The organism is Granulicella cerasi (assembly GCF_025685575.1).
In the GTDB taxonomy this organism is placed as follows: Bacteria; Acidobacteriota; Terriglobia; order Terriglobales; family Acidobacteriaceae; genus Granulicella; species Granulicella cerasi.
This window is the reverse complement of record NZ_JAGSYD010000001.1, coordinates 227,035-252,085: the sequence shown is the minus strand read 5'-3', so window position 1 is coordinate 252,085 and position 25,051 is coordinate 227,035. Positions and strand designations below refer to the sequence as shown.

The following is a 25,051-nucleotide window of genomic DNA, read 5'->3' as shown; positions in this document are numbered from 1 at the left end:
GCATGAGCTTTGAGAATCCTCAACCCGGCGACAGCACACCGCACGACGCACCGAAGCCTGGCGACTACGCCAAGGCGCACGACAACGGTGGACCGAGCGATCGCGCAGGCGCACACGCGCCTGAGGCGCCGCACGTCACCGCGCAGGAGCTGAACGAAAGCGACGAACCGGTCGGCGGCGTGCATTTCTCTGCACCGTTCATCAAGCGGCCCGTCGCTACGTTCCTGCTTTCCATCGCGATCATCATCGCGGGCTGCGTGGCGTACAAGCTGTTGCCTGTTTCGTCGCTTCCGCAGGTCGAGTTCCCGGTGATCGCCGTCGGCGCGCAGTTGCCCGGCGCTGATCCTACGACGATGGCCTCCTCGGTGGCGACTCCGTTGGAGCGTCAGTTCTCGCGCATCGCTGGCGTGAACGAAATGACCTCGACCTCTTCTACGGGATCGACCTCGGTCATTCTGCAGTTCGATCTTTCGCGTGACATCAACGGCGCAGCCCGCGATGTGCAGGCGGCCATCAACGCTGCCCGCGCACAGCTTCCCGCGAACCTGCCGTCGAACCCGACGTACCGCAAGATCAACCCGGCGGACTCGCCGATTCTGATTCTCGCGCTCACGTCGGACAACGCCACCCGCGCGCAGATGTACGACGCGTCCGACTCCGTACTGGCGCAGAAGATTGCGCAGGTCGACGGCGTCGGCCAGGTGTTTACGGGCGGCTCAGCCAAGCCTGCGGTCCGCATCGAAGCCAACCCGTACATGCTTACCAGCTTCGGGCTTTCGCTGGATGACGTGCGCGCGGCGATGACCAGCGTGAACGTGCTGAAGCCGACCGGCTACATCAACGGTACGGACCCGGCCTCGACGCGCACACGCATCGCGACGACCGACCAGATCACCGGCGCGGCAGCGTATCGGCCGCTCATCATCGCGACCAACCGTGGCCCCATTTCAAACGCCACCGCGTCCACCGGGCTGCCGTCGTCGGAGTCTGCATCGACCTCGACCACGACGAACAGCAGTACGAGTTCCTCCAAAACTCCGAGCTCTGCGGCGAGCAGCAGCAGCGCGGTGTCGTCTACTTCGACCTCGGCGTCGTCTTCAAGCAGCAAGGCGTCCACGACGACGAGCAACAGCACGACCGTGGCGAACTTTGCGACCTCCAAGGTCACCGACGTTGGTTCGGCCAATGAGCACGGCATCGTGCGACTCTCGGATGTGGCATCAGTTGTCGACGAGATGGAAGACATCCACACGATGGGTCTCTTCAACGGCAAGCCTGCGATTCTGGTCGTGGTCTTCAAGTCGCCGGGTGCGAACGTCATCGAGACGGTCGACAACGTGTTGAAGCAGTTGCCGGCGCTTCAGGCTTCGATTCGTCCTGACATCAAGCTGCAGGTCGTGCTGGACCGCACGCTTTCCATCCGCGCTTCGTTGAAGGACGTTGAGCGCACGATGATCATCTCCATCCTGCTGGTGGTGCTGGTCGTCTTCGTCTTCCTGCGCGAAGGCCGCTCCACGGTGATCCCGTCGGTGTCGGTGCCGCTGTCGCTGCTGGGCACCTTCGGCGTGATGTGGCTGCTGGGCTACACGCTGGACAATCTCTCGCTGATGGCGCTCACCATCTCTACGGGCTTCGTCGTTGACGATGCCATCGTCGTGATCGAGAACATCATGCGCCATCTCGAGATGGGCAAGAAGCCGTTTGAAGCCGCGATGATCGGCTCCAAGGAAATCGGCTTCACCGTGTTGTCGATGTCCATCTCGCTGATCGCGGTGTTCATTCCGATTCTGTTGATGCCAGGCATCATCGGTCGTCTCTTCCGCGAGTTTGCGGTGACGCTTTCGGTGGCGATCGCCGTGTCGCTCGTCGTCTCGCTGACGACCACGCCGATGCTCTCAGGCAAGTTCCTGAAGGAACATAAGGAAGAGAACAAGGGCTGGTTCTATCGCACGGGCGAGAAGCATCTTGCGTGGCTCACCGGAGAGTATGAGCGTGGCCTGCAGTGGGTGCTGCGTCATAAGATCGCCACGCTGGTCGTCTTCCTCATCACCTTCGCGCTCAACATCTACCTCTTCATCATCGTGCCGAAGGGCTTCTTCCCGGAGCAGGACACCGGCCGCTTGCAGGGCCAGTTGAAGACGCAGCAGGACACCAGCTTCAACACACTGCAGGCCGATGTGAAGAAGATGGCTTCGGTCATCGAGAAGGACCCGCAGGTTGAAAATACCCTTGCCTTCGTGGGTTCTGGTGGACCTGGTGGAGGCTCGTCGAACACGGCCTCGATGTTCATCGTGCTGAAGGATGCGGAGGCTCGTGCGAAGGCTGGCGAGACGGCGGACAAGATCATCACGCGCCTTCGTCCCCAGGTCTCGCACATGCCGGGTACGCAGATGTATCTGCAGAGCGCGCAGGAGTTGCGCATCGGCGGTCGAAGCTCCGCGACGATGTACCAGTACACGCTCACCGCAGACACCACCACGGACCTCGACAAGTGGTCGCCGTTGCTGATGGCCGAGATGCAGAAGATGCCCGAGCTGAAGGACATCGCGACCGACCAGCAGGACCAGGGCCTTGAAGCGCATGTCACCATCGACCGAGACACAGCTTCGCGCCTCGGTGTTTCGGCGCTCGCGATCGACTCGATTCTTTCGTCAGCGTATGGCCAGCGTCAGGTATCGACCGTGTACGGCGCGCTGAACCAGTACCATGTGGTGCTCGAGGTCGCGCAGCCGTTCCAGCAGTCGCCGGAGGCGCTGCGCACGCTCTATGTGAAGTCGAAGACCGGCGCGGAGATTCCGCTTTCGGCGATTACGAAGCTGACCACTTCGCGCATTCCGCTTGCCGTGAACCACCAGGGTTTGTCGCCGGCAGCCACGCTTTCGTTCAATCTCTCGGCAGGCTATTCGCTGGGGCAGGCGACGGATGCGATCAACGCTGCGCGTGTGCGTATCGGCGTGCCTTCTACGGTGAAGGGCGGCTTCGCTGGCACGGCGCAGGCCGCTGCAGCGTCGTTCAAGTCAGAGCCGTTGCTCATTCTCTTCGCGCTCTTCACGGTGTACATCGTGTTGGGTGTGCTCTATGAGAGCTTCATCCATCCGCTGACGATTCTCTCCACGCTGCCCTCAGCGGGTGTAGGCGCGCTGCTTGCGTTGCTGCTCTTCAAGATCGACCTTTCGGTCATCGCGATGATCGGCATCATCCTGCTCATCGGCATCGTGAAGAAGAACGCGATCATGATGATCGACTTCGCCCTGGTGGCCGAGCGCGAGCACGGCAAAACGCCGGAAGAGGCGATCTACGAAGCGTGCCTGCTGCGCTTCCGTCCCATCATGATGACGACGATGGCAGCACTGCTCGGTGCAATTCCGCTGGCGTTCGGCACGGGAACGGGCTCGGAGCTGCGTGTGCCGCTGGGCGTCACCATCATTGGTGGCCTGATTGTTTCGCAGTGCCTTACGCTCTTCACCACGCCGGTGATCTACCTGGTCTTCGAGTGGATCCGGCTTCATCTGCCGCTTTGGCGCCGCAGAATGCTTACTTTGCTGGGCTTCCCGCCGAAGCCTCACCACGAGATACCTGCGCACGGGCATCCTGCGGCTGGCGATTAGAACCCGTCCGGCCGTAGTATGCGTCTAAGTCATTGCTGCCTCATTCTTTGAACCAGATGCTCCGTCGCTCCTCCATCTTCGCGCTGCTGCTCGCCTCGCCGTTGTGCGCGACGATGGCGCACGCGCAGATGCATCATGTGGACGACCCCGACAAGGTCACACGCGCGGTCAGTGTTTACGAGTGGACCGGCTCGCTCGACAAACCGACCGCCTCGCGGCTTGTGCCGGTCACCGTGTTCATCGACGGCGAGTTCGAAGATGGTGGCACGTACCTCTCGCGGCCCGTGCCGTTTGCGTTGCTCTCGGGAAATCTGTACTCGGTCGAGGACGCCGGTAACGCGAAGGGCATCGTTGAGCTGAAGTACGCGCGCAAGGTGACGACCGCCGCCCCGGAAGATGAAGCGACCGGGGCAGGGAGCTGGTATGGCTATGGGGACTTCGTCATTCCGAAGCCGCCGAAGGTGAAGCCGGGCAAGCCCAGCCGTACTCCAGTGGCGATTGACGGTGGGGACAGCGACGATGGTGAGCCGCACTTTGTCGCGAAGCGCCCAGAGACGGACACGGCAAAGTCTGACGCGAACCCGCGGCGACCGCATCCGACCTCCAACGACGCGCAGGACGAAGAGAAGCCCACTCTCGCGCGCCGCGACGATGCCCTCGCCGACGACAAGAAGAAAAAGAAGCCCGGCAAGCCGCAAGGTTACGTGGCTGGCGTGGGCAATCTGAACGACGACCCCGACCGCCCGACGCTCTCGCACGGCAAGAAGCAGGACGAGACAACGATGCCGCTCACCGGCCTGCCCGCAGACATGCACCAGTCCATCGCGGTGTCTGACGCAGGTGCACGTCTGCAGCATCTCTTCCGCCGCTCATGGGATTCGTCCAGCGACGAAGCGCAGACGATCGCGGCGCTGCATGACATTGCGCTCGCGCAGTTGAAGCCCTACCTTGCGGCGAATCAGCTCGTTGCGGCGAAGGCTGTGGCTCCTGCTACATCCGCTCCAGCGAACGACGGTTCGCACCCCACGCTGGTGAATAAGACCACGGCCGCTGCCGGCGAGGATGACGGCGCGCCGCCGACGTTGAAGCGCACGCCGCAGGGCGTGAACACCGCAACGCATCCTGCGACGGCCCCCCCGCTTGCAGCGAAGGCCGCACCGAGCGCTGCTGCGGCACACAGATCCACCGCGCGCACCGCGAAGGCGAAGTCAGCCGCGCCGGTCGCGGTGAGCTTCATCAACGAGCAGGTCGAAGGTTTCCAGCTTAGCTACGGTGGCCTGCCAACGTTCGTCTACACCGCCGACGTCCCCGTTGCGATGGCAAAGGATGGCACCGCGCTGCTGGCGCACGTGGCGCTGGTGACGCAGCGGCTGCCCGAAGGCAACATGCAGGTGGCGCTCAGTTCTGTGACGGACTCCGCGCACAAAGCGCGCACGCCGTGGATGCGGTTTATCGACGTCGTCGACGCCGACGGCTCGCATCGCGCCAGCCTGCTCTTTGAGCGCCGCGCGAATACTTCGCGCGATTTTGTGCTCTACCGTTTGGTGACGGCAAAAGCACAACCGAGTTTCACCACCGCGCCGCTGGAGTAAGCCTTCGCCGCAGGGTACTCTTAAGAACGATGAGTGACGTAACGAACACCACCGCACCCAAGCAAATCGCCCTCCTCTTTCCCGGACAGGGCTCGCAAGCCGTCGGCATGGGCCGCGAGTTTTTCGAGAGCTACCCGGCTGCGCGCGAGGTCTTTGAAGAGGCCGATGACGCGCTCGGCTTTCCGCTTTCAAAGCTGATCTTCGAAGGCCCCGAGGACGACCTCAAACTCACCGAGAACACGCAGCCCGCGATCCTTACGATGTCGATCGCCGCCTGGCGTGTGCTGGAGCCAGAGCTCAAGTCGCGTGGCTTCGCGCCGAGCTTCGCTGCCGGTCACTCGCTCGGCGAATACTCCGCGCACGTCGCTGCGGGAACCTTCTCCTTCGCCGATGCCGTGCGCACCGTGCGTGCTCGCGGACAGTTCATGCAGTCCGCCGTACCTGCGGGGCTTGGTGCGATGGCCGCCGTGCTTGGGCTCGATGCCGAGCGCATCAACGACATCTGCGCGAGCGTTTCCGATGAGCTGACGCAGGCTCCGCCGGAGCATCCTGCTGACCCCGGCGAGCAGGCAGAAGCCGTGCTCGGCCAGGTGAAAGATGGCGACGATGTATCGCCCGCGCAGGCAGCTGCGCGCGTCAGTACGGTGGTCGCTCCGGCGAACCTCAACTCGCCGAACCAGACCGTCATCTCCGGCGAGAAGCACGCGGTGGAGATTGCCGTCGAGCGCCTGAAGGAAGCCGGCGCCTCGCGCACCGTGATGCTCCCCGTCAGCGCACCGTTCCACTGCGCGCTGATGCAGCCCGCGCAGGACCGCCTCGCCGGTCAACTCGAGTCCTTTGCCTTCAACGATCCCGCGCTGCCTGTCGTCGCGAATGTGGACGCGCGCGTGGTGCGTCGCGGCGCGGAGGCGCGCGATGCGCTGATCCGTCAGGTGACCGGCGCGGTGCGTTGGGTGGAGTGCATCGGCTTGCTGCGTGAGTCCGGCGCGACGCATTACATCGAAGTTGGCCCGGGCAAGGTGCTGAGCGGCCTCAACCGTCAGATCGACCGCGCGCTCGCCACGACGAACGTCGAAGACAAGGCGAGCCTGGAGAAGACGCTGGCCACGCTCCTCGCGTAGCTCCTCCGCCAGAACGCTCGGGGTTCGTTGAACAGTGGATCCAGCAACGACAAAGGCCTCGCCGATCTCTCGGCGAGGCCTTTGTCGTTTCCTCGTTGCGGTTACTTCTTCTTCTCGACGACCGGCTGGCCCATCATATCTACGACCACGACATCGCCCAGCTTCGCGTCCTTCAGCGACTGCTCAATCTTCGAGCGGTCGCCTGCGGTGACGATCACCAACTGGTCGGGGTGCAGGTCCTTGGCGGCCACCGCCTTCACATCATCGGCCGTCACAGCGCGATACTTCTCCGGCAGCTCCGCGTAGTAGGTCACGGGGAGCTTGAAGAGGAAGATGCCGCGCAGCGCTGCTGCCGTCGCACCGGTGGTCTCAAACTGACCGGGCAGTGACTGGATGCGAGCATCCTTGGCGCCCTTCAACTCGGCGTCGGTGACATTCGAGTCAGCAAAGCGCTTGATCTCGCCCATCATCTCCGTCGTGGCAGGAGCCGTCGCGTCCGTACGAATGAGGCCGCCCGCGAGGAACGTGCCGCCATCGGCATAGGCGCGGAAGCCCGAGCTCGCACCATAGGTGTAGCCGTGCTGCTCGCGAAGGTTCATGTTGATGCGCGAACCGAACGAACCACCGAGGATGAAGTTCATCACCTCGACCTTCGGCATGTCAGGCGAGCTCACCGGCAGGCCAGGACCAAAGGCCATCAGACCGGTCTGCGGTGCGCCAGGCTTGTCGATCAGCGCGACATACGTCGGCTTCACGTTAGGCTGCGTCGCCAGCACGGTACCGGCCGAAGGCTTGTTGTTCCAGCCGCCGAGGTACTGCTCTGCCAGCTTCTTCGCTTCTTCCAGCGTCACATCGCCGGTGATGACCAGCGCTGCGTTCGAAGGGCCGATGTGCGTGGTGTACCACTTCGGCAGTTCGTCAGCGGTCAGCTTCGTCACGCTGGTCGGTGTGCCGTTCGACGGCATACCGTACGCCGTGTCGCCGTAGAGAAGGTGCGGGCCGACGCGCTGCGCCATCACCATCACGTTGTCCGACGACTGCTGAATGCCGACGAGCGCGCGCTTCTTCAGACGATCGAAGTCCGCCTGCGAGAACGCCGGGTGCAGCACGACATCCGCAAAGAGCGGCATCATCTCGTTGGTGTGGTTCTTCAGGAAGGTCGTCGAAACATTCGAGCCATCCATCGTGATGCCCGCGTTGATGGTCGAGCCGGTGCGTTCCTCTGCCGCCGAAAGCTGCTCAACGTTCAAAGAAGCGGTGGCTTCGGTCAGCGTCTGCATCGCAAGCTGGGGGAGGCCGGCCTTGTCCACCGTGGTGGCGCCGGTGCCGGCGCGAGCCGCCAACGATACCGACACGATAGGCAGGGTGTGCTCTTCCGCCACCATCACCGTCAGGCCGTTCGCCAGGGTGAACACCTTGGGCACGGGAAGGTTGAACTTCACCGGCGCGGTTGCGACAGGCTTGGACTTGCGCCACTCCTGTGCGGTCTCAAACTCCGGCGTGTACGGATTGGTGAGCTTCACGTCCGCATCGGTGTTCTCCGGCGAACGCGGCACATCATCCACAACCTTCTTGCCCGGCACGGTGAGAACGACAACCGCGTGGTCCGGCGTCAGGTACTGGTCCGCCGCAGCCTTGGCCGAAGCCACGGTCACCGCGTTCATCGCAGCCACGTCCTTCGGCAGATAGTTCGGGTCGCCGGTGTACTGGTTGTAACGGTTCAGCGTGTCCGCCACGCCGCCGAAACCACCGAGGCGCTGCAGACCAAAGATCTTGCTGGAAAGCGCCTTGGCCTTGGCCGCCGTCACTTCCGCTTCCGTCGGGCCTTCGGCGTCGAACTTCTTGATGACATCCCAAATGATCGGCTCGATGTCTTCGAGCTTCACGCCCGGACGCGCCACGACAGAGCAGTTCGTGAAGCCCACGAGTTTCTCCGCATCGTCGCCGCATGTGACGCGCTGCGCAAGCTGCTTGTCATAGACGAGCGCCTTGTCCAGGCGGCTGACCTTCGCTCCACCGAGAGCGTCGATGGCAACGGCCAGCGAGTAGGAGTCCTTGGTGAAGGCCGCAGGCGTCAGCCAGCCGATGCTGATCATCGGAAGCTGCACGGTGTCGGTCACGGTCGCGCGCTTCTGCGCCGTAATCGGCGGCGTCTGCACGTTCACCGGAGGCACGGCCGGGCCCTTGGGGATCGGGCCGAAGTACTTGGTCAGCAGCGCCTTCAGCTTCACCATGTCGAAGTCGCCGGCGATGGCAAGCGTTGCGTTGTTCGGCGTGTAGAACTGCTGGTGGAACTCACGCACATCCGCAATGCGGGCTGCTTCCACGTCCGCGTGCGAGCCGATGACGTTGCCGTAGTAAGGGTGGTCCTTGGGGAAGAGCATGTGCATCAACTGCTCTTCGCCGAGGTCGTAGGGCTGGCCTTCGCCCTGGCGACGCTCGTTGCGCACCACGTCGCGCTGGTTAGCCAGCAGCGTGCGGTTCAGGCCTTCCATCAGGAAGCCCATGCGGTCCGACTCCAGCCACAGTGCCAGCTCGAGCTGGTTCGACGGCATGGTCTCAAAGTAGTTCGTGCGGTCCCACGCAGTGGTGCCGTTCACGTCGGTGGCGCCGGCTTCGTCCACGATCTTGATGTGCTGCTTCTCGCCCACGTGCTCGGAGCCTTCAAACATCATGTGCTCGAAGAGGTGCGCGAAGCCGGTGCGGCCGGGGCGCTCGTTGAGCGGGCCAACGTGATACCAGAGGTCCACCGCGACCAGCGGCAGGCGATGGTCAACGTGCGTGATGACCTTCAGTCCGTTGGGCAGCGTGAACGTCTCGTACTTGATGCTGGGCAGCGCGGTCGCCGAAGCGTGCGCAGCCTTGGCAACAGGCTTCTTCGCCTGCGCGAAGAGCGTCGGCGATACAAGCACAGCGGCGGCGGCCAGTGCGGCGAGCGTGGATTTCTTTGAGGACATAGGGATGGGTGTCTCCGGAAAACTCAGATCAGTATTTGTGCTCTATGTTGGGTGGACGGAGCGGCCTGACGACGGTTAGCGTTCGCTCCTGGAGGAGCGAACGGCTGTTTGCAGGCGCAGCGTGCACAACGTTGGCATTTGCCCACTAGAATAGTGGAAGCGCGTTCAGGTTGCTACGTGCAACCGCTGGCGAAATGAAATTTCAGCCACGCCTTTCTCCTCTATGAGCTATCAGGAACAGTTCGATGTGCTGGTCGTCGGCGCAGGCCATGCCGGTTGTGAAGCCGCCGCCGCGGCCGCGCGTATGGGTTTGCGCACGGCCATGTTTACGCTGAACCTCGACCTCATCGCGCAGATGTCCTGCAACCCCGCCATTGGCGGCGTCGCCAAAGGCCATCTCGTCCGCGAGGTCGACGCCCTCGGCGGCATCATGGGCGAGGTCGCCGACGCTTGCGGCATCCAGTTTCGCCTGCTCAACACCTCGCGCGGCCCCGCCGTCTGGAGCCCCCGCGCCCAGTGCGATAAGGCTCTCTACCGCGTAAAAATGCGTGAGAAGCTCGAGAGCATTCCGAACCTCTTCATCAAGCAGGCCGAGGTGGTGGATCTTGTCGTGGAGGCAGGCGAGGGTCCAGGGCTCAGGGCCCAGGGCCCAGAAGGCGAACACGCTCTTCCCGCAGCCACCGATCCCTCTCTCTCCGTTACAGCATCGCCTCGTCATGACGACGCTGCGCACTCTGGGCCCTGGGCCCTGGCCCCTGGACCCTCCGGCTCCTCGCTCCCTCGCATCACCGGCGTGCTCCTCCGCGACGGCCGCACCGTGCAGGCAAAGGCCGTCGTCGTCACGACCGGAACCTTCCTCAACGGCCTCATCCACTGCGGCGAACAGCAGTACACTGCAGGCCGCTCCGGCGAACCCGCCAGCGTGCTGCTCGGCGAAAGCCTGAAGAAGCTTGGCCTACGCGAAACGCGCCTGAAGACCGGCACGCCCCCGCGCCTCGACGGCCGCACCATCGACTGGGAGAAGTTCGAAGCCCAGCCCGGCGACGCCGACCCCACTCCCTTCAGCTTCCGCTCGCGCCCGGCTGAAGGCGAAGCGACGTGGCAGCCGCCGCTCGCGCAGATCGCCTGCCACATCGCGAAGACGACGCCCGAGACGCTGCGCCTCATCCGCGAAAACGTGCACCGCTCGCCGATGTACACCGGCCAGATCGAAGGCATCGGCCCGCGCTACTGCCCGTCGATCGAAGACAAGATCGTCCGCTTCCCGGACAAGACGCAGCACCAGTTCTTCCTCGAGCCCGAGGGCCTGACCACGCACGAGGTCTACGTCAACGGCATGAGCACCAGCCTGCCCATGGACGTGCAGATGGCGATGGTGCGCTCCATCGAGGGCCTGGAAAACGCCGAGATGCTGCGCCCCGGCTACGCCATCGAGTACGACGCGATCGACCCCACCGAGCTCGACCGCACGCTGAAGGTGAAGAGCTACGAAGGCCTCTACCTCGGCGGCCAGATCAACGGCACCAGCGGCTACGAAGAAGCAGCCTGCCAGGGCCTGATGGCCGGCATCAACGCCGCGCTTTTTGCCCGCTGGGCAAAAAGCGCGGGCTCAGGGCTCAGGGCCCAGGGCCCAGCGAGCGACTTGCCTTCTGGGCCCTGGGCCCTGGAACCTGGCCCCTCGTCCTTCACCCTCGACCGCACCGAGGCCTACACCGGCATCCTCATCGACGACCTCATCAGCAAGGGCACCGACGAGCCGTACCGCATGTTCACCTCGCGCGCGGAGTTCCGCCTGCACCTGCGCATCGACAACGCCGACGTCCGCTTGACGCCGCACGGTCGCGCGCTCGGCCTCATCGACGACGCAGCCTGGGCCGATTTCGAGGCCAAGCAAGCCCGCGCGCAAGCCTTCACCACGCTGCTCGAAAATGCGCGCCTGAGCGAAGCCGACGCCATCACGCTCGACGCCCACTTCAACGCAGAAGAAACTCGCAGCTCGGAACTCGCCGCTCAAAACTCGAAATCAAAACCAACCGCCGGAACCTTCACCCAGGGCGACAGCTTCGCGCAAGTCCTCAAGCGCCCCGCCGTCACGATCGAGACGCTGGTCCCGCTGCTCCTCGCCCGCATGGAAACAGTCCTCGCGCTTCAACCGTGGATCACAGCCATCACCGCGCTTTCTGGACCCTGGGCCCTGGGCCCTGAACCCTCGCTCGTCTCGCCTCTCCCCGCCTGGGTGCGCAACGAGATGAAGACCGTGGAAACGAGCATCAAGTTCGCCGGCTACCTCGCCCAGCAGCAGCGCTCCATGGACCGCCTGCGCCGCGACGAAGACCGCGCCATCCCCGCGTGGTTCGACTATGCGAAGGTCTCCGGCCTCTCCAAGGAAATGGTCGAAAAGCTCACCCGCGTCCGCCCTACGACGCTAGGCCAGGCCAGCCGCATGGCCGGAGTCACTCCCGCCGCGGTCTCGCTCATCCAGTGTTTCCTCGAAATCTGGGGCAAAGACGGCTCCCGCCGCATCGCCTAGCCCATAAAAAACGGGTGCCCCACATCTCGATTCTTGAGATGTGGGTTCGCAGGATGCTCAGCCAAGCCGCAACACTTCAAGTAGCCCATGAACCAGGTGTTGACTACCCTGGTTCCTCGATCCTGGAGAGGATCAAGGCCCGACAAGGATCAGGCCAGTCTCCAAGTCGCCCGACACGGGAGCGTTTCCAGTGACGATGTCCGCAACCGGGACGGCACTTCCGGTGGCTCCGGGGGCGTACTTCAATACATCCGCATTCTGGCTCGGATCGGCGATGAGCGCGTAGAGTGCTCCCGTCGTGTCGAAGTTGAAGTTATAGAGATAGTTTCCGGCCGGGAGCGTGAGCGTAGCTATCGCCGGTGCGCTTCCGCTCGACCCGGCAGCAAACTCAGACACCGTGGGCTGATTGCTGGCATAGCTTGTTCCGTCTGTCGTGTTCTGGCCTACATAGATATTCCCGGCAGTGTCTACGCGGATGAAGTTCGGCACATTTGTCAGGCTCAAGGTGAGTGTCCGTAGCGGCGCGGTGTTGCCCGTCGCATTGGGGCCAAAGACGAGTACCTCGATCATGGAGCCGCCAGCCACGGTGTGCTGCAATACGTAAAGATTTCCGCTGGCATCGAAGGTCACGGCCTGTGCGTAGCCGATGAGTCCGGTCGCCGCGCCCGTGATGGATCGAGTTGGGTCGCCATTGCCATTAAAGGTCGCCGCGTAGATGTCGACCACGGCTGCGTTGGTTGCGGTCATCCCCGTTACGGCGATCACGCCATTCGAGTCTGCGCAGTAAACGCCTTCGCTAGTAAAAGGCAGACTAGGGACACTGATACGACGTATCGGGGCGTACTGCCCGGCGGCCGTGACGCCGAACTCAACGTAATCGGCATAGTCTGTGGTGCCGTCAGTTCCGCTCTCTTGCGCGTAGAATCGGCCGTTCCCCGGCGAAGACATATTGAAGAGGAGCGGATTCGCCGTAGAAAAAATGCCCTTCATATCTGTGACGCCGTTTGACGTCAATGGCATCGATAGCCAATACGTCGAGCCGCTGTTGCTATCCAGGTCCAGATAGATTCCCGCGGTGGGGGTCACCGTCGTAGGAGCAGGCGACACGGCTCCCGGATACGTCGGCGCAGGCTGCGTGGGCTGAGTCGGAGGCGTCGGCGACTCATTCTTGCAGGCAGCGCAATTGTTGGTCTGGCAACCAAGAAGAAGGGACAGCAATGCGCTGCCGCACAGAACGGAAAGGACTCGGCTGTTCATGTGCAAACTATCTTATCGCGAGAGAATAACGTTTCCATCAAAATCGAGCGGAGACAACGAGCGACACTTCAAGTAGCCCTTGAGGCAGGTGTTTACTACCCTGGTTCACACCGCGCCCGTTACTCATCTCTAACCGCTCAAGTAGCGCTTGAGCTGGGTGTTTACTGCCCTGGTTCACCCGTTTCGCACCAAAAAGAAAGCGCCGGGGCAAAGCCCGGCGCTCACTCACCACTCATGACTAGTAGTTGTAATTGATCTCGTCTTCCTCTTCCGCGCCGTAGCGGCGCAGGAGGTTCGGCAGGTTCTGCGAGAACGCAGCGCGCGGCATCACCACGTCGCAACCCGCTTCCATCGCCTTCGCCTTCAACTCGCCCTGGAGGTGCGAGAGGAAGCCGATGATCGAAACCGAGCGCTTCAGCTTGGCCTTCAGCTTCGGAATCGTCGTCAGCGGCTTGGCGTTCGCGTTGTTCAGGTCGAAGACGATCAGCGCGGGCTTGTTTTCGTCGGAGCCAGAGGTCAACAGGTCGATCGATTCCTTGTCGTTCTTGAGGAAAGCGATCTTCACGCCCTGCTTCTTCGCCGTTTCCTGGATCTTCGCGTTGAAGAACAGCTCTTCGATGAAGAAGTAGATGTGCGTCTGCGCGTTCTCGGGAATCGGGATCGCCCGCGGCATGTTGTGGTCGATGGGTTGCGAATCGCCATGGTGGCGTCCGCCCTGACGACGGCCGCCCTGGCCGTTCAGGTTGATCGTCGACGGGGGACCGCCGCCGAACTCCGAGGAAGCAGCGCGATAGCTGTGGTCCATCGGGCCGACGAATCCGCGCTCCTTGCCGCCCTGCTTCTGCTGACGGCCCTTGAAGCCACCGGCGAGGTTGCCGAAGTTGTCCGGGCGCCCGCCCGACCGCTGGCGCTGACCGCCACCGCCGTTGTTATTGCTGTCAGCGCTGCGGAACTCGTTGCCCGGGTTGTCGGTGCGGGTGCGGCGCTCGCGGTCGCGGAACTTCTTCTTCCAGCGCTTGCCTTCGCCCTGTCCCTGCTGGCCGTTCTGCTGGCCACCCTGCTGCTGTCCGCCGTTTTGCTGGCGGCGCTGCTGTTGCTGGCGGGGCTGCTGCTGGGTTGCGCCTTCGGCACCTGCGGCCAAAGCGAGGCTTTCGCCTTCCATCACGATCGTCTGCGGAGCGCTGGTCTCGCCTTCGCCAGACGCAGACTCTCCACCCGCGTTCGCAGGGGAGCCTTCGGTTCCCACCTTGCTCTTACGCTTGCGGCGCCGGCGGCGTGAGCTCTTGCTCTGGCCCTGGCCGGGCGCGGCCTGTCCATCGCCGTCTGTCTGTGGCTCGAAGTCGTTATCGCCTGCGGAATCGAAGTTTCCGCTAAAGTCGTCCGCAAAGACCATCTGTGCGGCGTCTACCAGGTTCTGCTCTGACATGATGCTGTGTTGTCCTTTTGCCGTTGACCGCGCTCAAAGCCTGCGGGTGAAGCGCTCGCGAACCGGCGCGTGTTGATCGCGATTTGCGACCAACGCTCCGTGAACCGTAGTGCTCGACCTTTGTACAGCTCTTGCTTCAAGCGTTTTCTCGGTACAACAGCTTGCCCATCGTTTCGCCGTTTGGCGAGGCTTCGGAAGGCTTCTCTCCAGCGGAGCGCGCTTCCTCAACCTTCTTCCACGGCCCGTTCAGCCGCAATTGCCGCCGAACGGTCTTTGCTTCCAGCGATCACAGACCAGGCTTATGCCGTTCTGCGCGCTTTCACCTACCCCCACCTGTTTCGTCCTTTTCCCTGTGCGGCGGACCGGGCGCAAGAGACACTGCGGTCGTCACCATATTGCTCAACAAGCGGAAAAAGTATTCTTCGGATAGGAACCCTGCGGGAAACCCTTCAATTCGTCGTGTGCGGGCCTCAGCTCTCCGCCACGGTTGCGTCCCTTTCGTTTGCCTCTGTCGATACTGGGTCGGCCTGGCAAGGCACCGGCACCATTCGAGAGAGATTGAGGGGCGCTGCGCGGGTTAAACCGCGAACGTCTCTGACTATACGTCAGCCCGGCATTTGGCGCAACAAGAACAAGTGGTCGGGAAGTAGAGGTAATCGCAAGTTCTGCGGGAGAAAGCGTAAGAGCCATCTCCCCTCCCCGGAAGATGGCTCTCAGCGTATGGCCAGTCACTGGCCTCCATAAGGAGTCTTCCGCGTGTGTGGGCGGAAAACAAGAGCTTCGGCTGGGCGGCGCACACTCGATGGAGGCGTCTCGTGATCCCGGTTGAAACCCGTTCGCTGTTGCCAAAGCGCGAGCGCCTGACTACGAACACTTTCTTGTATTGCAATCGGCGTACCAAAGTATGAACACCTTTATCTCCCCGCAAAATCGAGCTTTTCGGCAAGTGGGGCCTCTGGCGTACATGAATTTCTATAAATTGGAAGCTTCTCTTCTTCTATTTTTGGGATATCGCGGGCGATCGCATGGCTGACTATCTTTCGATGGGGGTGGTACAAAATTGACCGCTTTCCGCGCCAATCCTATAATTCCGCATAGCCGTATCGTGGTCTCGCGCCCATCCTAAGCGGAGTTGTCCGTAATAAGGATGAAGCTACCGGGCGCAAGAGCGGCGCAGCAAAATTTTGCCGCACACGGCAGATATCTCCCTCCCAAGAAGTGGAACCGTAAGGAGCTTCACATCCGCATGAACCGCAAGCTTGTTTTCGCCCTGGCCGCTGGCCTTGCTACCTCCTCCTTTGCCTTTGCCCAGGCCCCGGCTGCAGCTCCTGCCGTTGCTCCTGAAGCTCTGCCCGCGAAGGTAGCCATCATTGCTTTCGAACAGGCTGTTGTTGCAACCAACGAAGGCCAGAAGGCTTTCGCCGACATCCAGAAGAAGTACGAGCCGAAGAAGAACGCGATCGAAGCACAGGGTGCTGAAGTGGACTCGCTGAAGAAGCAGCTCCAGGCTCTGCCGGCGACGACCTCTGACGAAGAGCGCGCCAGCCGCATCAAGGCCATCGACACCAAGGAAAAGTCGCTGCAGCGCGATGCGGAAGATGCGCAGAATGCTTACCAGGGCGACATCCAGGAAGCGCTCGGCAAGATCTCGCAGAAGGTTGGCGGCGCTGCTGTCGACTACGCGAAGAAGAACGGCTTCACGCTGCTGCTGAACGTGGGCGGCAACCAGCAGACCCCGAATCCGGTTCTGTGGTTTGCTGAGCCGACCGACATCACGCAGGCTGTGGTGAACGCCTACAACACGACCTCGGGCATCGCTGCTCCGGCACCGTCGGCTCCGTCGCCGCGTCGTACGGCTCCGGCTGCTGCCAAGCCCGCGACCGCTGCACCGAAGAAGTAGCTTCGGCGGATCGCAAGATGAGGCGGCAACCCTTCGGGGTTGCCGCTTTTCTTTGCAGAACCGCCGTTTGGGGCTTTCTGCACCCTTGCCGCTCGCGGTATCATCTAAACATGACACCGGTGAGTTTGGCCCGGTCGGAGGATCCCCATGGCATATAGCGATAAGGTCGTTGACCACTACGAGAACCCCCGCAACGTGGGCACACTCGATAAGAACTCGGACGAAGTTGGCACCGGTCTTGTAGGCGCCCCGGAGTGCGGCGACGTGATGCGCCTGCAGATCAAGGTGAACCCCGAGACGCAGGTGATTGAAGATGCGAAGTTCAAGACCTTCGGCTGCGGTTCGGCCATTGCCAGCTCGTCGCTCGCGACGGAGTGGGTGAAGGGCAAGACGGTTGCGGAAGCGCTCGCGATCTCGAACACCGACATCGTGAAGGAGCTCGCGCTTCCTCCGGTGAAGATCCACTGCTCGGTGCTCGCAGAAGACGCGATCCGTGCGGCGATCGGCGACTGGAAGAAGAAGAACGGCGTGGCTGAAGAAGCCGGTGCTGTTGCAGCTCACTAAGAGCTGAAGCAACTTCGACAAAGGCTGGCGGCGCGATGCTCCGCCAGCTTTTGTGCATCTGCGAGGCGTTTCGTTGAGATCACGGCGTTGGATCTGGCTGCTCCTGTTGCCTGGATTTGTGGGCTGCGTGTTCGTCAGGCTGCTCGTGCTGCAGCACAGGCTTTCGCCTCTTTAGAGTGATGTCACCACGTGTTTCTGGGGCGGCCTTGTGGGGTGGATGCTGATCCGATGGAATACGGAACGTAAGCGACGACGGAACTCCGCTCAACGATGAGCGGGCGTGAGGTGAAGATGATTTTCGCGGCTCAGGCGCGATCCTTTCTGCGGCACCATCGAGCGATCGCCGCTCCTGTGAGCGTGGCGGTGCGGGCGTACCGCAAGTTGCGCCCGGTACATGAGCCGGTGCACCCTTTTGACGCGGAGTTCGGCATGAACACCGGCGGCCTGGTGGGCGTGGCACGGCTGCGCACCGGACATGCGAATGAAGCGCAGGCGATGGCCTATTACGGCAGTCAGCCCTCGGCGTTTCGGACAGCGATGCGCCGATGGATGGCGAGCCTTGCAGGCGCGGGGCAGCCGGTTCAGACGTTTACCTTCGTGGATATCGGCTGCGGCAAAGGCCGCGTGCTCATGCTGGCTTCAGAGTTCCCGCTGCAACGTATCGTGGGCGTGGAGCTGAGCCCCGCGCTCGTGAAGGACGCCAACGAAAACCTGCGCCAGTGGAGGTTGCGGCCACATGCGTGTGAGCAGATCGAAGCGCGAGTAGCGGATGTGCTCGAGTTTCCGCTGCCTGAGGGCCCGACGCTGCTGTATCTTTACAACCCGTTCGAGGCCGAGCTCTTCGCGCGTTGGGTACAGTCCCTGCAGCCCGCTTTGGCGTCGCGCACCGCGCCGCTGCACGTGATGTACATGAATCCTCGGCACGAGGCGCTGCTGGCGGCTGTGCCCGGCGTAGAACTGCTCTGGCAGGAAAGCATCGCGCACGACGAGGCCGAGGCCTCGGTGAGTTTGATCGGCAGCGAGCCGGAGCGCGTGTCGCTCTATCGACTGGCGTAGTGAATCGTCGGTGACCGGCGTATCATCGAAAGAGTATGGCTTCGACCCTTCTCCAACCCGGAACTTCTGCTCCCGCGCCGGGAGCTTCTGCGCCTAGCGATCCGCTTGCGGGCATGACGCTGCTGACGGCAGAAGGCCAGCAGCCGCGCGCGAAGGCCGCGGTGGAGATCACGAAGAACGCGCTGAAGCGCATTCGCGTGGCGATGGCGAAGGAAGGCATCTCGCCCGATGCAGGCGGCCTGCGCCTCGGCATCACCGGCGGCGGATGCTCGGGCCTGAGCTACAACATTCGCTTTGACACGCAGCCGCGTGAGCGCGATCGCACCTTCGTTTTCGGCGAAGGCCTGGAGACCCCCGGCGATCCGAGCGGCGGAAAAGCTGTGAAGATCTTTGTGGATCCTAAGAGCTTCCTCTACCTCGCAGGCATGGTGCTCGACTTTGAAGAGACGCTGATGCGTCAGGGCTTCAACTTCATCAATCCCAACTCCACCAAGAGCTGCGGTTGCGGATCAAGCTTCTCGGCATAGTTCGCGACACAACGGAACGAGAAAGGCCACGACGATTGTCGTGGCCTTTTTGCGTGTCTGGAGGTTTGCGAACTCCGTGAATACGTTGGAGACTTCCGAGGAAGACTCGTTCCTTACAGAATGTCAGTCGTCCAGAATGCCGGTGTGTCAGAAGAGCATCTGTGCCGGGGTGACCCAGGTCTCGATTTTGAGACATGGTTTGCAGGATGCTTCGCGGTCCTGCAAACCCACAATTAGATCTTCGTCGGTTCCTTGGTCTCTGTGGGCTTGGCCTCGTAGGTCTTCGCGATGAGGGTTCCGCCTGCCGTGCCTTCCATCACGTACTCTTCGCGCTTGGCCGCAGCGAGCACGACACGATTGCGTCCGCTCTCCTTGGCCGCGTAGAGCGCTGCGTCTGCGTCCTGCAGCATCTTCTCCGCGCTGTCGTTGGGGTCGGGCGCGCGACTGCATACGCCGATGCTGACGGTGATGACATCGGAGACCGGCGATGCGCCATGTTCGATGGCCTCGCGTTCGATCGACTTGCGAAGATCTTCGGCAAAGCGCGCTGCGGGGACTTCGTCCAGGCCCGGCAGCAGCACCGCGAACTCTTCGCCGCCGTAGCGTACGAGTACGTCGTGTGTGCGGTGCGGGCGCTTGGCGAGCACGTTAGCGATGCGGCGCAAGCTTTCGTCGCCGGACTGATGGCCTCGCGTGTCGTTCAGCGCCTTGAAGTAGTCCACGTCGATGACCATCAGCGCGAGGGGTTCCTGCTTATTCACCGCGCGACGCCACGCTGCGTCGAACATGTTATCGAAGTGACGGCGGTTGTGAAGGCCGGTGAGCGCGTCGCGCACGCTGAGTTCCGCGAGCCGGGAGTTCACTTCGGCGAGCTTGTTCTGGCTGTCGATGAGTTCGCGCTGTTGCTGCAGCAGTTGCTGCTGCGTGTTCAGCAGGTTCTTCTGCACGTCCTGCATCTCAACGAACTTGCGCTGATGCAGCGCGGCGCTCGCCACCGCCAGCGCGAGAATCGCAGTGGCGATGAGAATGATGACGACTTCGCCCAGCGAAGAGATGCGCACAGTGTTGGCTGTGCTGAAGCTCATGCCGCAGCGGTCGTACGTAACGCCCGCCATCGCGGTGTAGTGCATGGAGGCGATTGCCGCGCCCATCACGACGCCTGCGAGCGCGCGGTTGAACGAGCCATGCTGCCGCCGGTCGCGCACCGCGGTTGCGAGCCAAAGTGCCAGCACCGAGAACGACACGGCGAGCACTACCGACAACGCGACCATGCGGTCGTCATAGTGGTGCATGGAGTTCATGCGCATGGCGCGCATACCTACGTAGTGCATACTGCCAATGCCTGCGCCCATCGCGCCGCCGCCGAGGATCAAACGAGCCCAGCTTACCTTCGCCGCACCGACAACCTGCAGCGCCACCGCCGCAGCGGCCACTGCCAGGGCCCAGGAGAGCAGCACGGTCGGTACGTGATACAGCACCGGGATCGGCAGCCGTACGGCCAGCATGCCGAGGTAGTGCATGGACCAGATGCCCGTACCCATTGCGGTCGCGCCGCCCAGCCACCAGAGCATGCGCAGGCGCGGAGTTTCGGCGTGGCGCATCCTGTCCGCCAGGCCAAAGGCCGCGTAAGCCGCGACGATAGAGATGACGATCGACGCCACGATAAGCCATGGCGAGTAGGTAATGGGCAGCGATTGCATGATTTCAGTATCTAAAACGAGGTTGTATGAGGTCATCCCCCAAAGGTGATTTGCGTCCCTCCATTGGCGTCAGCCGCCCGTTATGTCGCCAAAAGATAATGCTCGCAATGTGACACGCGGAGCAACGGATGCGCCGTCGCGACGTCTTACCGGATAAGCTCGTAGCAACGCGACTCTCTCCGATGCCGACTTCTTTCACGACCGATTCGTTCCAGGCGCTGCTGCTGTTTTTGCTGCTCGCCATTGCGCTCTTCGCGGGGCTGGCAGAGCGCATTCGCGTGCCGTATCCGATCCTGCTGGTAGTCGCAGGGCTTGGCATCTCTTTTGTGCCGCATATGCCGCGCATTCCGCTGCGACCGGACATCGTCTTCACCATCTTTTTGCCGCCGCTGCTTTACGCCGCTGCGTGGCAAACGAACTGGCGCGACTTCCAGCGCAACCTCTGGCCGATCTCGATGCTCGCCATCGGGTTGGTGGGCTTCACGGTCTTCGGCGTCGCCCATTTTGCAGACCACTTCATTCCGCAGTTGGACTTCCGCGCAGGCTTCCTGCTGGGCGCGGTCGTCGCCGCGACGGACGCGGTGGCCGCGAACTCCATTGCGACGAAACTCGGCCTTTCGCCACGTGTCACGGCGGTGCTTTCTGGCGAGAGCCTGCTGAACGACGCGACCGCGCTGCTGGCGCTGGAGTTCGGCATCGGCCTGATGATGGGCCATCAGACGCCGACCGTGATGGAAGGCCTCGGACGCCTGGCGTGGCTGGTCTTCGGCGGTATCGGCGTGGGCCTGGGGCTGGGCGTTGTGATGTCGTTCGTGGAGCGCTGGATCGACAGCAGCGAACTTGAGATGGTCGCGAGCCTCGTGGTGCCGTATGTGGCCTACCTTGTCGGCGAAGAAGCGCGTGCGTCGGGTGTGATCGCCGTGGTGGTTTGCGGGCTGTTCCTCAGCCGCCGCAGCTCGCGCTATCTTTCAGCGCCTGCGCGTCTGGAGATTCTGGCCGCATGGAAGGCGCTGGACTTTCTGCTCAACGGCATCGTCTTCATCCTGATCGGCCTGCAGCTGCCCGAGATTCTTACGGGCATTCGCCACAACGATCCGTGGACGCTGCTCAAGTACGGCATCGGCTTCAGCGTGCTGCTGCTGGCGCTGCGCATGTTGTGGGTCTTCCCGGGCGCGAAGCTTTCCTTCATGATTCGCAAGGCGATCACGCATCGCGAAGACGCTGCGCCGCCCGACGCGAAGAGTTCTTTTGTGGTGGGCTGGGCAGGTATGCGCGGAGTGGTGTCGCTCGCCGCAGCGTATAGCCTGCCGTACACGCTGGGCGATGGCGAAGTGTTTCAGCAACGCAATCTCGTGATCTTCCTCACCTTTGCGGCGATCCTCTTCACGCTGGTGGTGCAGGGGCTGTCGCTACCGGTGTTCATTCGCAAGCTGGGCCTCGACGGCTCGAGCGAGCTGATGGAAGAAGAGTTGAACGCACGTTGCCGCGTGCTCAGCGCGGCGATTGGTCAGCTGAAGAAGCAGCGCAATGAAACGAATGACGAAGACCACGAGCACGATCTCGAAGACATGATGCATCTCTACGAGCACCGCTTGTCGGCCCTGCGCGCGAAGCAGAGTGCAATGGGGCTTTCGCAGAAGCCGGTGCATGAGAGCGAGCATCAACGCCACTCGCGGCGTGCCGATCTGATGCGTGAGTCGGTGCGTGTGGAGCGCGAGACGCTGTTGGCGATTCGCGAAGAAGGCGCCATCGGCGACGATGTGTGGCGCAAGCTCGAGCGCGAGCTTGACCTCACGGAGACGCGCTTTGAGAGCTTCGGCGAGCAGCTTCCGGCGGAGCGATAAAAGAGCCTCAGCAGAATCACGTTGAAAGATGAAAGCGGGACGGGCGGCCACGACTTCCCTGGGCATCCTGCAAACCCACGTCTCCAGGAATCGCGACGTGGGGCACCCGTTCGAGAGGTGCGATTACTTCGCGTCCGGCTTGATGATCACGTCCGACACCGGCACGTGATACATCTCGCCGAGCATCTTCTTGTACGCGCCCATGGGCGGCAGCATCGCTTGCTCGCGGCGTGCGTCGAGATGCGCGGAGTCTTCGACCGCGTACATCATCGCCTGTCCATCGACGAACTTGAACTGCGTGCCGTAGCGCTGTGGCTTGCCTGCAGCGATCAGTTCCTTGTCTACGACGAGCGCAATGTCGTCGCCCTCGATCTTGTTCTCTTTCACCAGCGATTCAAGCTGCGGCAAAAGGCTGCGCTGCCACGCGTGGTCCGCAGAGTGGATGAGGATCAGCCCTGCAGCCTTCGACGCGTCATAGCCGACCATGTGAATCGTCGGCCAGCCGTGTTCGCTGACGATCTGCTTCAGCTCGTCGGTGAGTTCGCCATCGAGCACCACGAGTTCGTGTGCGTCGGTGGGCTTCTTCGCCTGCGTGTCGGCGATGTTTTTGAAGCGCGCATCCTGGTCGCGCTTGCGCATGGCGAGCAACTCATCGCGCAGATCGGGCTGCGTGCCGTTGCCATTCGCCTTCACGAGTTCAGCGTGGTGTGCAGCGAGCTTCTTCTGCCAATCGTCCTGCGCATGGAGCGCAAGCGGAGCGGTGGCAAGGCAAAGGGCGGCGATCAGCGTGCGCGTCTTCATTAGCTTTGTTGCTCCTCAAGCTGTTGTGCCAGCTCTTCCCACTCGGTGGTCTTTGCGACTTGCTGCGAGTAGAGTGATGCGATCTCTGCGGCGAGCTTCTGTGCGGACTCTGCGCTGGTAAACATCGCCTGCTGCTGCTCGGCGGCCTTGATGCGCGCATCGATGTCGCCAAGCTCGTCTTCGAGCGCGTTCACCTTGTTCTCGAGTTCCTTCAGCTTGAACGGGTTCAGACGCTTTACCTGCGGCTTCGGCGCGGCCGGTGCTACGGGCTGGAGTGAACCTGCGATCTCATGCGTCGAAGGGAAGGCCTCCTCGAAGTTCTCGCTGGCGATCACAATCGGCTCGCTCTTCTTCGGCTCTTCGGCAACGCCGACCTGCTTCACCGGCTTCAACATGCCGGTAGCAGAGTCCACCTTGCCACCGGGCAGGTCTTCTGCAGGCTTCGCGGCCAGGCCGCCGCCCTTGCGGAAGAGATAGTCCTCGTAGTTGCCAGGGTAGATGTGCAGGCGCTTGTCCTCGACCTCGAAGACGCGCGTGGCGAGTGCGTCGATGAAGTAGCGATCGTGCGAGACGAAGATCACCGTGCCGGTGAAGTCGCGAATCGCTTCGAGCAGAACGTCTTTCGCGCGCAGATCGAGATGGTTCGTCGGCTCGTCGAGCAGCAGCAGGTTTGCGGGGCTGACGAGCATCTTCGCCATGGCGTAGCGGTTGCGTTCGCCACCGCTCAGCACGCCCAGCTTCTTGTACACATCGTCGCCGGAGAACATGAAGCATCCGAGCAGCGAACGCAGCGTCACGGTGTCCACGCGCGGGTTCGAGCCGGTGATGTCGGTAAGCATCTCGGCGTTGCCGTCGAGCACCTTGTACTGGTCCTGCGCGAAGTAGTCGGCGAGCACGTTGTGGCCGTGCTTGATCGTGCCGGCGGTCGGCTTGTCGAAGCCTGCGAGCAAACGCATGAGCGTGGACTTACCGGCACCGTTCATGCCGACAAGCGCGATGCGGTCGCCGCGCTCGACGGTGAAGTCGAGGCCCGCGAGCACGTGCTTGGTGCCGCCATCGGGCGCGGGGTAGTCCTTGACGAGGCCGTTGACCTCAAGCACGGTGCGACCCGACGCCGGAGGCTGCGGGAAGCTGAAGTGGATCGTCGCTTCCTCTTCGGGGATCTCGATGCGCTCGATCTTCTCGAGTTCCTTGATGCGCGACTGCACCTGCTTGGCCTTGGTAGCCTGCGCTCGGAAGCGATTGATGAAGGCCTCGAGCGCGTCGATGCGGTCCTTCTGGTTTTTGTACGCGGCGATGAGCTGCGTCTTGCGCTCTTCCTTCAGCACGAGGTACTTGTCATAGTTGCCGTGGTAGACGTGCATCCGCTTGTTCCACACCTCCACCGTCTTCTTGATGACGGCGTTGAGGAAGTAGCGGTCGTGCGAGATGAGGATGAACGCGTTCTCGTAGGTGTTCAGGTACTCTTCGAGCCAGTTGCGGCTTTCGAGGTCGAGATGGTTCGTCGGCTCGTCGAGCAGCAGCAGCGAAGGCTTCTGCAGCAGCAGCTTGGCGAGCGCGATGCGCATCTGCCAGCCGCCGGAGAACTCCTCGGTCTTGCGCTCCCAGTCTTCTTTGCTGAAGCCGAGGCCCTGCAGCACTGCACCCACCTGCGCGTCGAGCGTGTAGATGTCGTGCGCGTGCAGGTGGTCGGCGATCTCTGAGTAGCGATCGGCTGCGGCCTCGTACTCTTTGCTCTTCGGGTCGGCGGTGGAGAGCACGTGCGTGATCTCTTCGGCCTCCTTCTCCATGTTGCGGAGTTCGTCGAAGACCGAGAGGCACTCCTCGAAGACGGTCTTGCCCACGAGCGCCAGGCCGTCCTGCGGCAGGTAGCCGATGGTCATGCCTTTGACCAGCGTGCGCTGGCCGTAGTCGAGGCCCTCGACACCGGCGATGATCTTGAGCAGCGTGGACTTACCTGTGCCGTTGCCGCCCACGAGACCGGTGCGCTCGTTGGGCGTGATCAGCCAGTTGGCGTCTTGAAAGAGGAGCTTGTGGCCGAAACGTTTGCCGGCGCCTGAGAGTTGAAGCATCCCCTCTATTTTCGCACCTTATCGTGTAGCTTCCGGCAGCGGGAATCTTGTTGAGCGCATCCAAACAGGAACGAAGGCGACACATCCCCGTAAGGA

The 25,051-nt window shown here is 62.4% G+C and carries 15 protein-coding genes; 9 read left to right on the top strand and 6 right to left on the bottom strand.

Annotation, left to right across the window (positions count from 1 at the left end):
• Positions 1 to 2: 2 nt before the first annotated feature.
• The 3 genes from OHL11_RS00975 to OHL11_RS00965 are packed head-to-tail and all read left to right on the top strand — an operon-like array spanning position 3 to position 6,321.
• On the top strand, positions 3 to 3,608 hold the full coding sequence (locus OHL11_RS00975; protein ID WP_263369602.1) for an efflux RND transporter permease subunit: 3,606 nt from the start codon (positions 3 to 5) through the stop codon (positions 3,606 to 3,608).
• 56 nt (positions 3,609 to 3,664) lie between these two features.
• Positions 3,665 to 5,200 carry a hypothetical protein gene (locus tag OHL11_RS00970; protein ID WP_263369601.1) on the top strand — a complete coding sequence of 512 codons (1,536 nt, stop codon included), beginning with the start codon at positions 3,665 to 3,667 and terminating at the stop codon, positions 5,198 to 5,200.
• A 29-nt stretch (positions 5,201 to 5,229) separates the two neighbouring features.
• Positions 5,230 to 6,321, top strand: a complete 1,092-nt coding sequence (locus OHL11_RS00965; RefSeq protein WP_263369600.1) for an ACP S-malonyltransferase — start codon at positions 5,230 to 5,232, stop codon at positions 6,319 to 6,321.
• Between the two features lie 101 nt (positions 6,322 to 6,422).
• Here OHL11_RS00965 and OHL11_RS00960 read toward each other — a convergent pair whose 3' ends face one another.
• Positions 6,423 to 9,278, bottom strand: a complete 2,856-nt coding sequence (locus OHL11_RS00960; RefSeq protein WP_263369599.1) for a M16 family metallopeptidase — start codon at positions 9,276 to 9,278, stop codon at positions 6,423 to 6,425.
• Positions 9,279 to 9,501: 223 nt separating this feature from the next.
• On the opposite strand from OHL11_RS00960, the gene OHL11_RS00955 reads away from it, so the two are divergent.
• Complete coding sequence (locus tag OHL11_RS00955; protein WP_263369598.1) at positions 9,502 to 11,808, top strand: tRNA uridine-5-carboxymethylaminomethyl modification enzyme MnmG/GidA; 2,307 nt, start codon at positions 9,502 to 9,504, stop codon at positions 11,806 to 11,808.
• A 132-nt stretch (positions 11,809 to 11,940) separates the two neighbouring features.
• Here OHL11_RS00955 and OHL11_RS00950 read toward each other — a convergent pair whose 3' ends face one another.
• Positions 11,941 to 13,065, bottom strand: a complete 1,125-nt coding sequence (locus tag OHL11_RS00950; RefSeq protein ID WP_263369597.1) for an NHL repeat-containing protein — start codon at positions 13,063 to 13,065, stop codon at positions 11,941 to 11,943.
• A gap of 238 nt (positions 13,066 to 13,303) precedes the next feature.
• Positions 13,304 to 14,491 (bottom strand): response regulator, encoded by a 1,188-nt coding sequence (locus tag OHL11_RS00945; protein WP_263369596.1) that lies wholly within the window; start codon positions 14,489 to 14,491, stop codon positions 13,304 to 13,306.
• A gap of 1,246 nt (positions 14,492 to 15,737) precedes the next feature.
• Here OHL11_RS00945 and OHL11_RS00940 point away from each other — a divergent pair.
• The 4 genes from OHL11_RS00940 (at position 15,738) to OHL11_RS00925 (ending at position 18,538) form a co-directional block, all read left to right on the top strand.
• Positions 15,738 to 16,391 (top strand): OmpH family outer membrane protein, encoded by a 654-nt coding sequence (locus OHL11_RS00940; protein WP_263369595.1) that lies wholly within the window; start codon positions 15,738 to 15,740, stop codon positions 16,389 to 16,391.
• Positions 16,392 to 16,538: 147 nt separating this feature from the next.
• Positions 16,539 to 16,955, top strand: a complete 417-nt coding sequence (gene iscU, locus OHL11_RS00935; protein WP_263369594.1) for a Fe-S cluster assembly scaffold IscU — start codon at positions 16,539 to 16,541, stop codon at positions 16,953 to 16,955.
• A 291-nt stretch (positions 16,956 to 17,246) separates the two neighbouring features.
• Positions 17,247 to 18,011 (top strand): class I SAM-dependent methyltransferase, encoded by a 765-nt coding sequence (locus OHL11_RS00930; protein ID WP_263370460.1) that lies wholly within the window; start codon positions 17,247 to 17,249, stop codon positions 18,009 to 18,011.
• Positions 18,012 to 18,046: 35 nt separating this feature from the next.
• The gene (locus OHL11_RS00925; protein ID WP_263369593.1) at positions 18,047 to 18,538 is read left to right on the top strand and encodes a HesB/IscA family protein; all 492 of its coding nucleotides are present in this window, start codon (positions 18,047 to 18,049) and stop codon (positions 18,536 to 18,538) included.
• 233 nt (positions 18,539 to 18,771) lie between these two features.
• Here the strand turns inward: OHL11_RS00925 and OHL11_RS00920 are convergent, their stop codons facing one another.
• Positions 18,772 to 20,274, bottom strand: a complete 1,503-nt coding sequence (locus tag OHL11_RS00920; RefSeq protein WP_263369592.1) for a diguanylate cyclase — start codon at positions 20,272 to 20,274, stop codon at positions 18,772 to 18,774.
• 146 nt (positions 20,275 to 20,420) lie between these two features.
• Here OHL11_RS00920 and OHL11_RS00915 point away from each other — a divergent pair, with 146 nt between their 5' ends.
• A complete protein-coding gene (locus tag OHL11_RS00915) occupies positions 20,421 to 22,082 on the top strand; it encodes a Na+/H+ antiporter (protein WP_263369591.1) in 1,662 nt (553 codons plus the stop codon).
• 123 nt (positions 22,083 to 22,205) lie between these two features.
• Here OHL11_RS00915 and OHL11_RS00910 read toward each other — a convergent pair whose 3' ends face one another.
• The gene (locus OHL11_RS00910; protein WP_263369590.1) at positions 22,206 to 22,883 is read right to left on the bottom strand and encodes a DUF6624 domain-containing protein; all 678 of its coding nucleotides are present in this window, start codon (positions 22,881 to 22,883) and stop codon (positions 22,206 to 22,208) included.
• Complete coding sequence (locus tag OHL11_RS00905; protein ID WP_263369589.1) at positions 22,883 to 24,955, bottom strand: ABC-F family ATP-binding cassette domain-containing protein; 2,073 nt, start codon at positions 24,953 to 24,955, stop codon at positions 22,883 to 22,885. The genes OHL11_RS00910 and OHL11_RS00905 overlap by 1 nt, the downstream gene beginning before the upstream one ends.
• Positions 24,956 to 25,051: the final 96 nt, after the last annotated feature.

Bases quoted from the DNA above. Each gene is read 5' to 3' on its own strand.
- OHL11_RS00950 (WP_263369597.1), bottom strand. From the start codon at position 13,065: ATGAACAGCCGAGTCCTTTCCGTTCTGTGCGGCAGCGCATTGCTGTCC.
- OHL11_RS00920 (WP_263369592.1), bottom strand. From the start codon at position 20,274: ATGACCTCATACAACCTCGTTTTAGATACTGAAATCATGCAATCGCTG.
- OHL11_RS00970 (WP_263369601.1), top strand. From the start codon at position 3,665: ATGCTCCGTCGCTCCTCCATCTTCGCGCTGCTGCTCGCCTCGCCGTTG.
- OHL11_RS00955 (WP_263369598.1), top strand. From the start codon at position 9,502: ATGAGCTATCAGGAACAGTTCGATGTGCTGGTCGTCGGCGCAGGCCAT.
- OHL11_RS00930 (WP_263370460.1), top strand. From the start codon at position 17,247: ATGATTTTCGCGGCTCAGGCGCGATCCTTTCTGCGGCACCATCGAGCG.
- OHL11_RS00905 (WP_263369589.1), bottom strand. From the start codon at position 24,955: ATGCTTCAACTCTCAGGCGCCGGCAAACGTTTCGGCCACAAGCTCCTC.
- OHL11_RS00945 (WP_263369596.1), bottom strand. From the start codon at position 14,491: ATGTCAGAGCAGAACCTGGTAGACGCCGCACAGATGGTCTTTGCGGAC.
- OHL11_RS00915 (WP_263369591.1), top strand. From the start codon at position 20,421: ATGCCGACTTCTTTCACGACCGATTCGTTCCAGGCGCTGCTGCTGTTT.
- OHL11_RS00975 (WP_263369602.1), top strand. From the start codon at position 3: ATGAGCTTTGAGAATCCTCAACCCGGCGACAGCACACCGCACGACGCA.
- OHL11_RS00910 (WP_263369590.1), bottom strand. From the start codon at position 22,883: ATGAAGACGCGCACGCTGATCGCCGCCCTTTGCCTTGCCACCGCTCCG.
- OHL11_RS00925 (WP_263369593.1), top strand. From the start codon at position 18,047: ATGGCTTCGACCCTTCTCCAACCCGGAACTTCTGCTCCCGCGCCGGGA.
- OHL11_RS00965 (WP_263369600.1), top strand. From the start codon at position 5,230: ATGAGTGACGTAACGAACACCACCGCACCCAAGCAAATCGCCCTCCTC.
- OHL11_RS00960 (WP_263369599.1), bottom strand. From the start codon at position 9,278: ATGTCCTCAAAGAAATCCACGCTCGCCGCACTGGCCGCCGCCGCTGTG.
- OHL11_RS00940 (WP_263369595.1), top strand. From the start codon at position 15,738: ATGAACCGCAAGCTTGTTTTCGCCCTGGCCGCTGGCCTTGCTACCTCC.
- iscU (WP_263369594.1), top strand. From the start codon at position 16,539: ATGGCATATAGCGATAAGGTCGTTGACCACTACGAGAACCCCCGCAAC.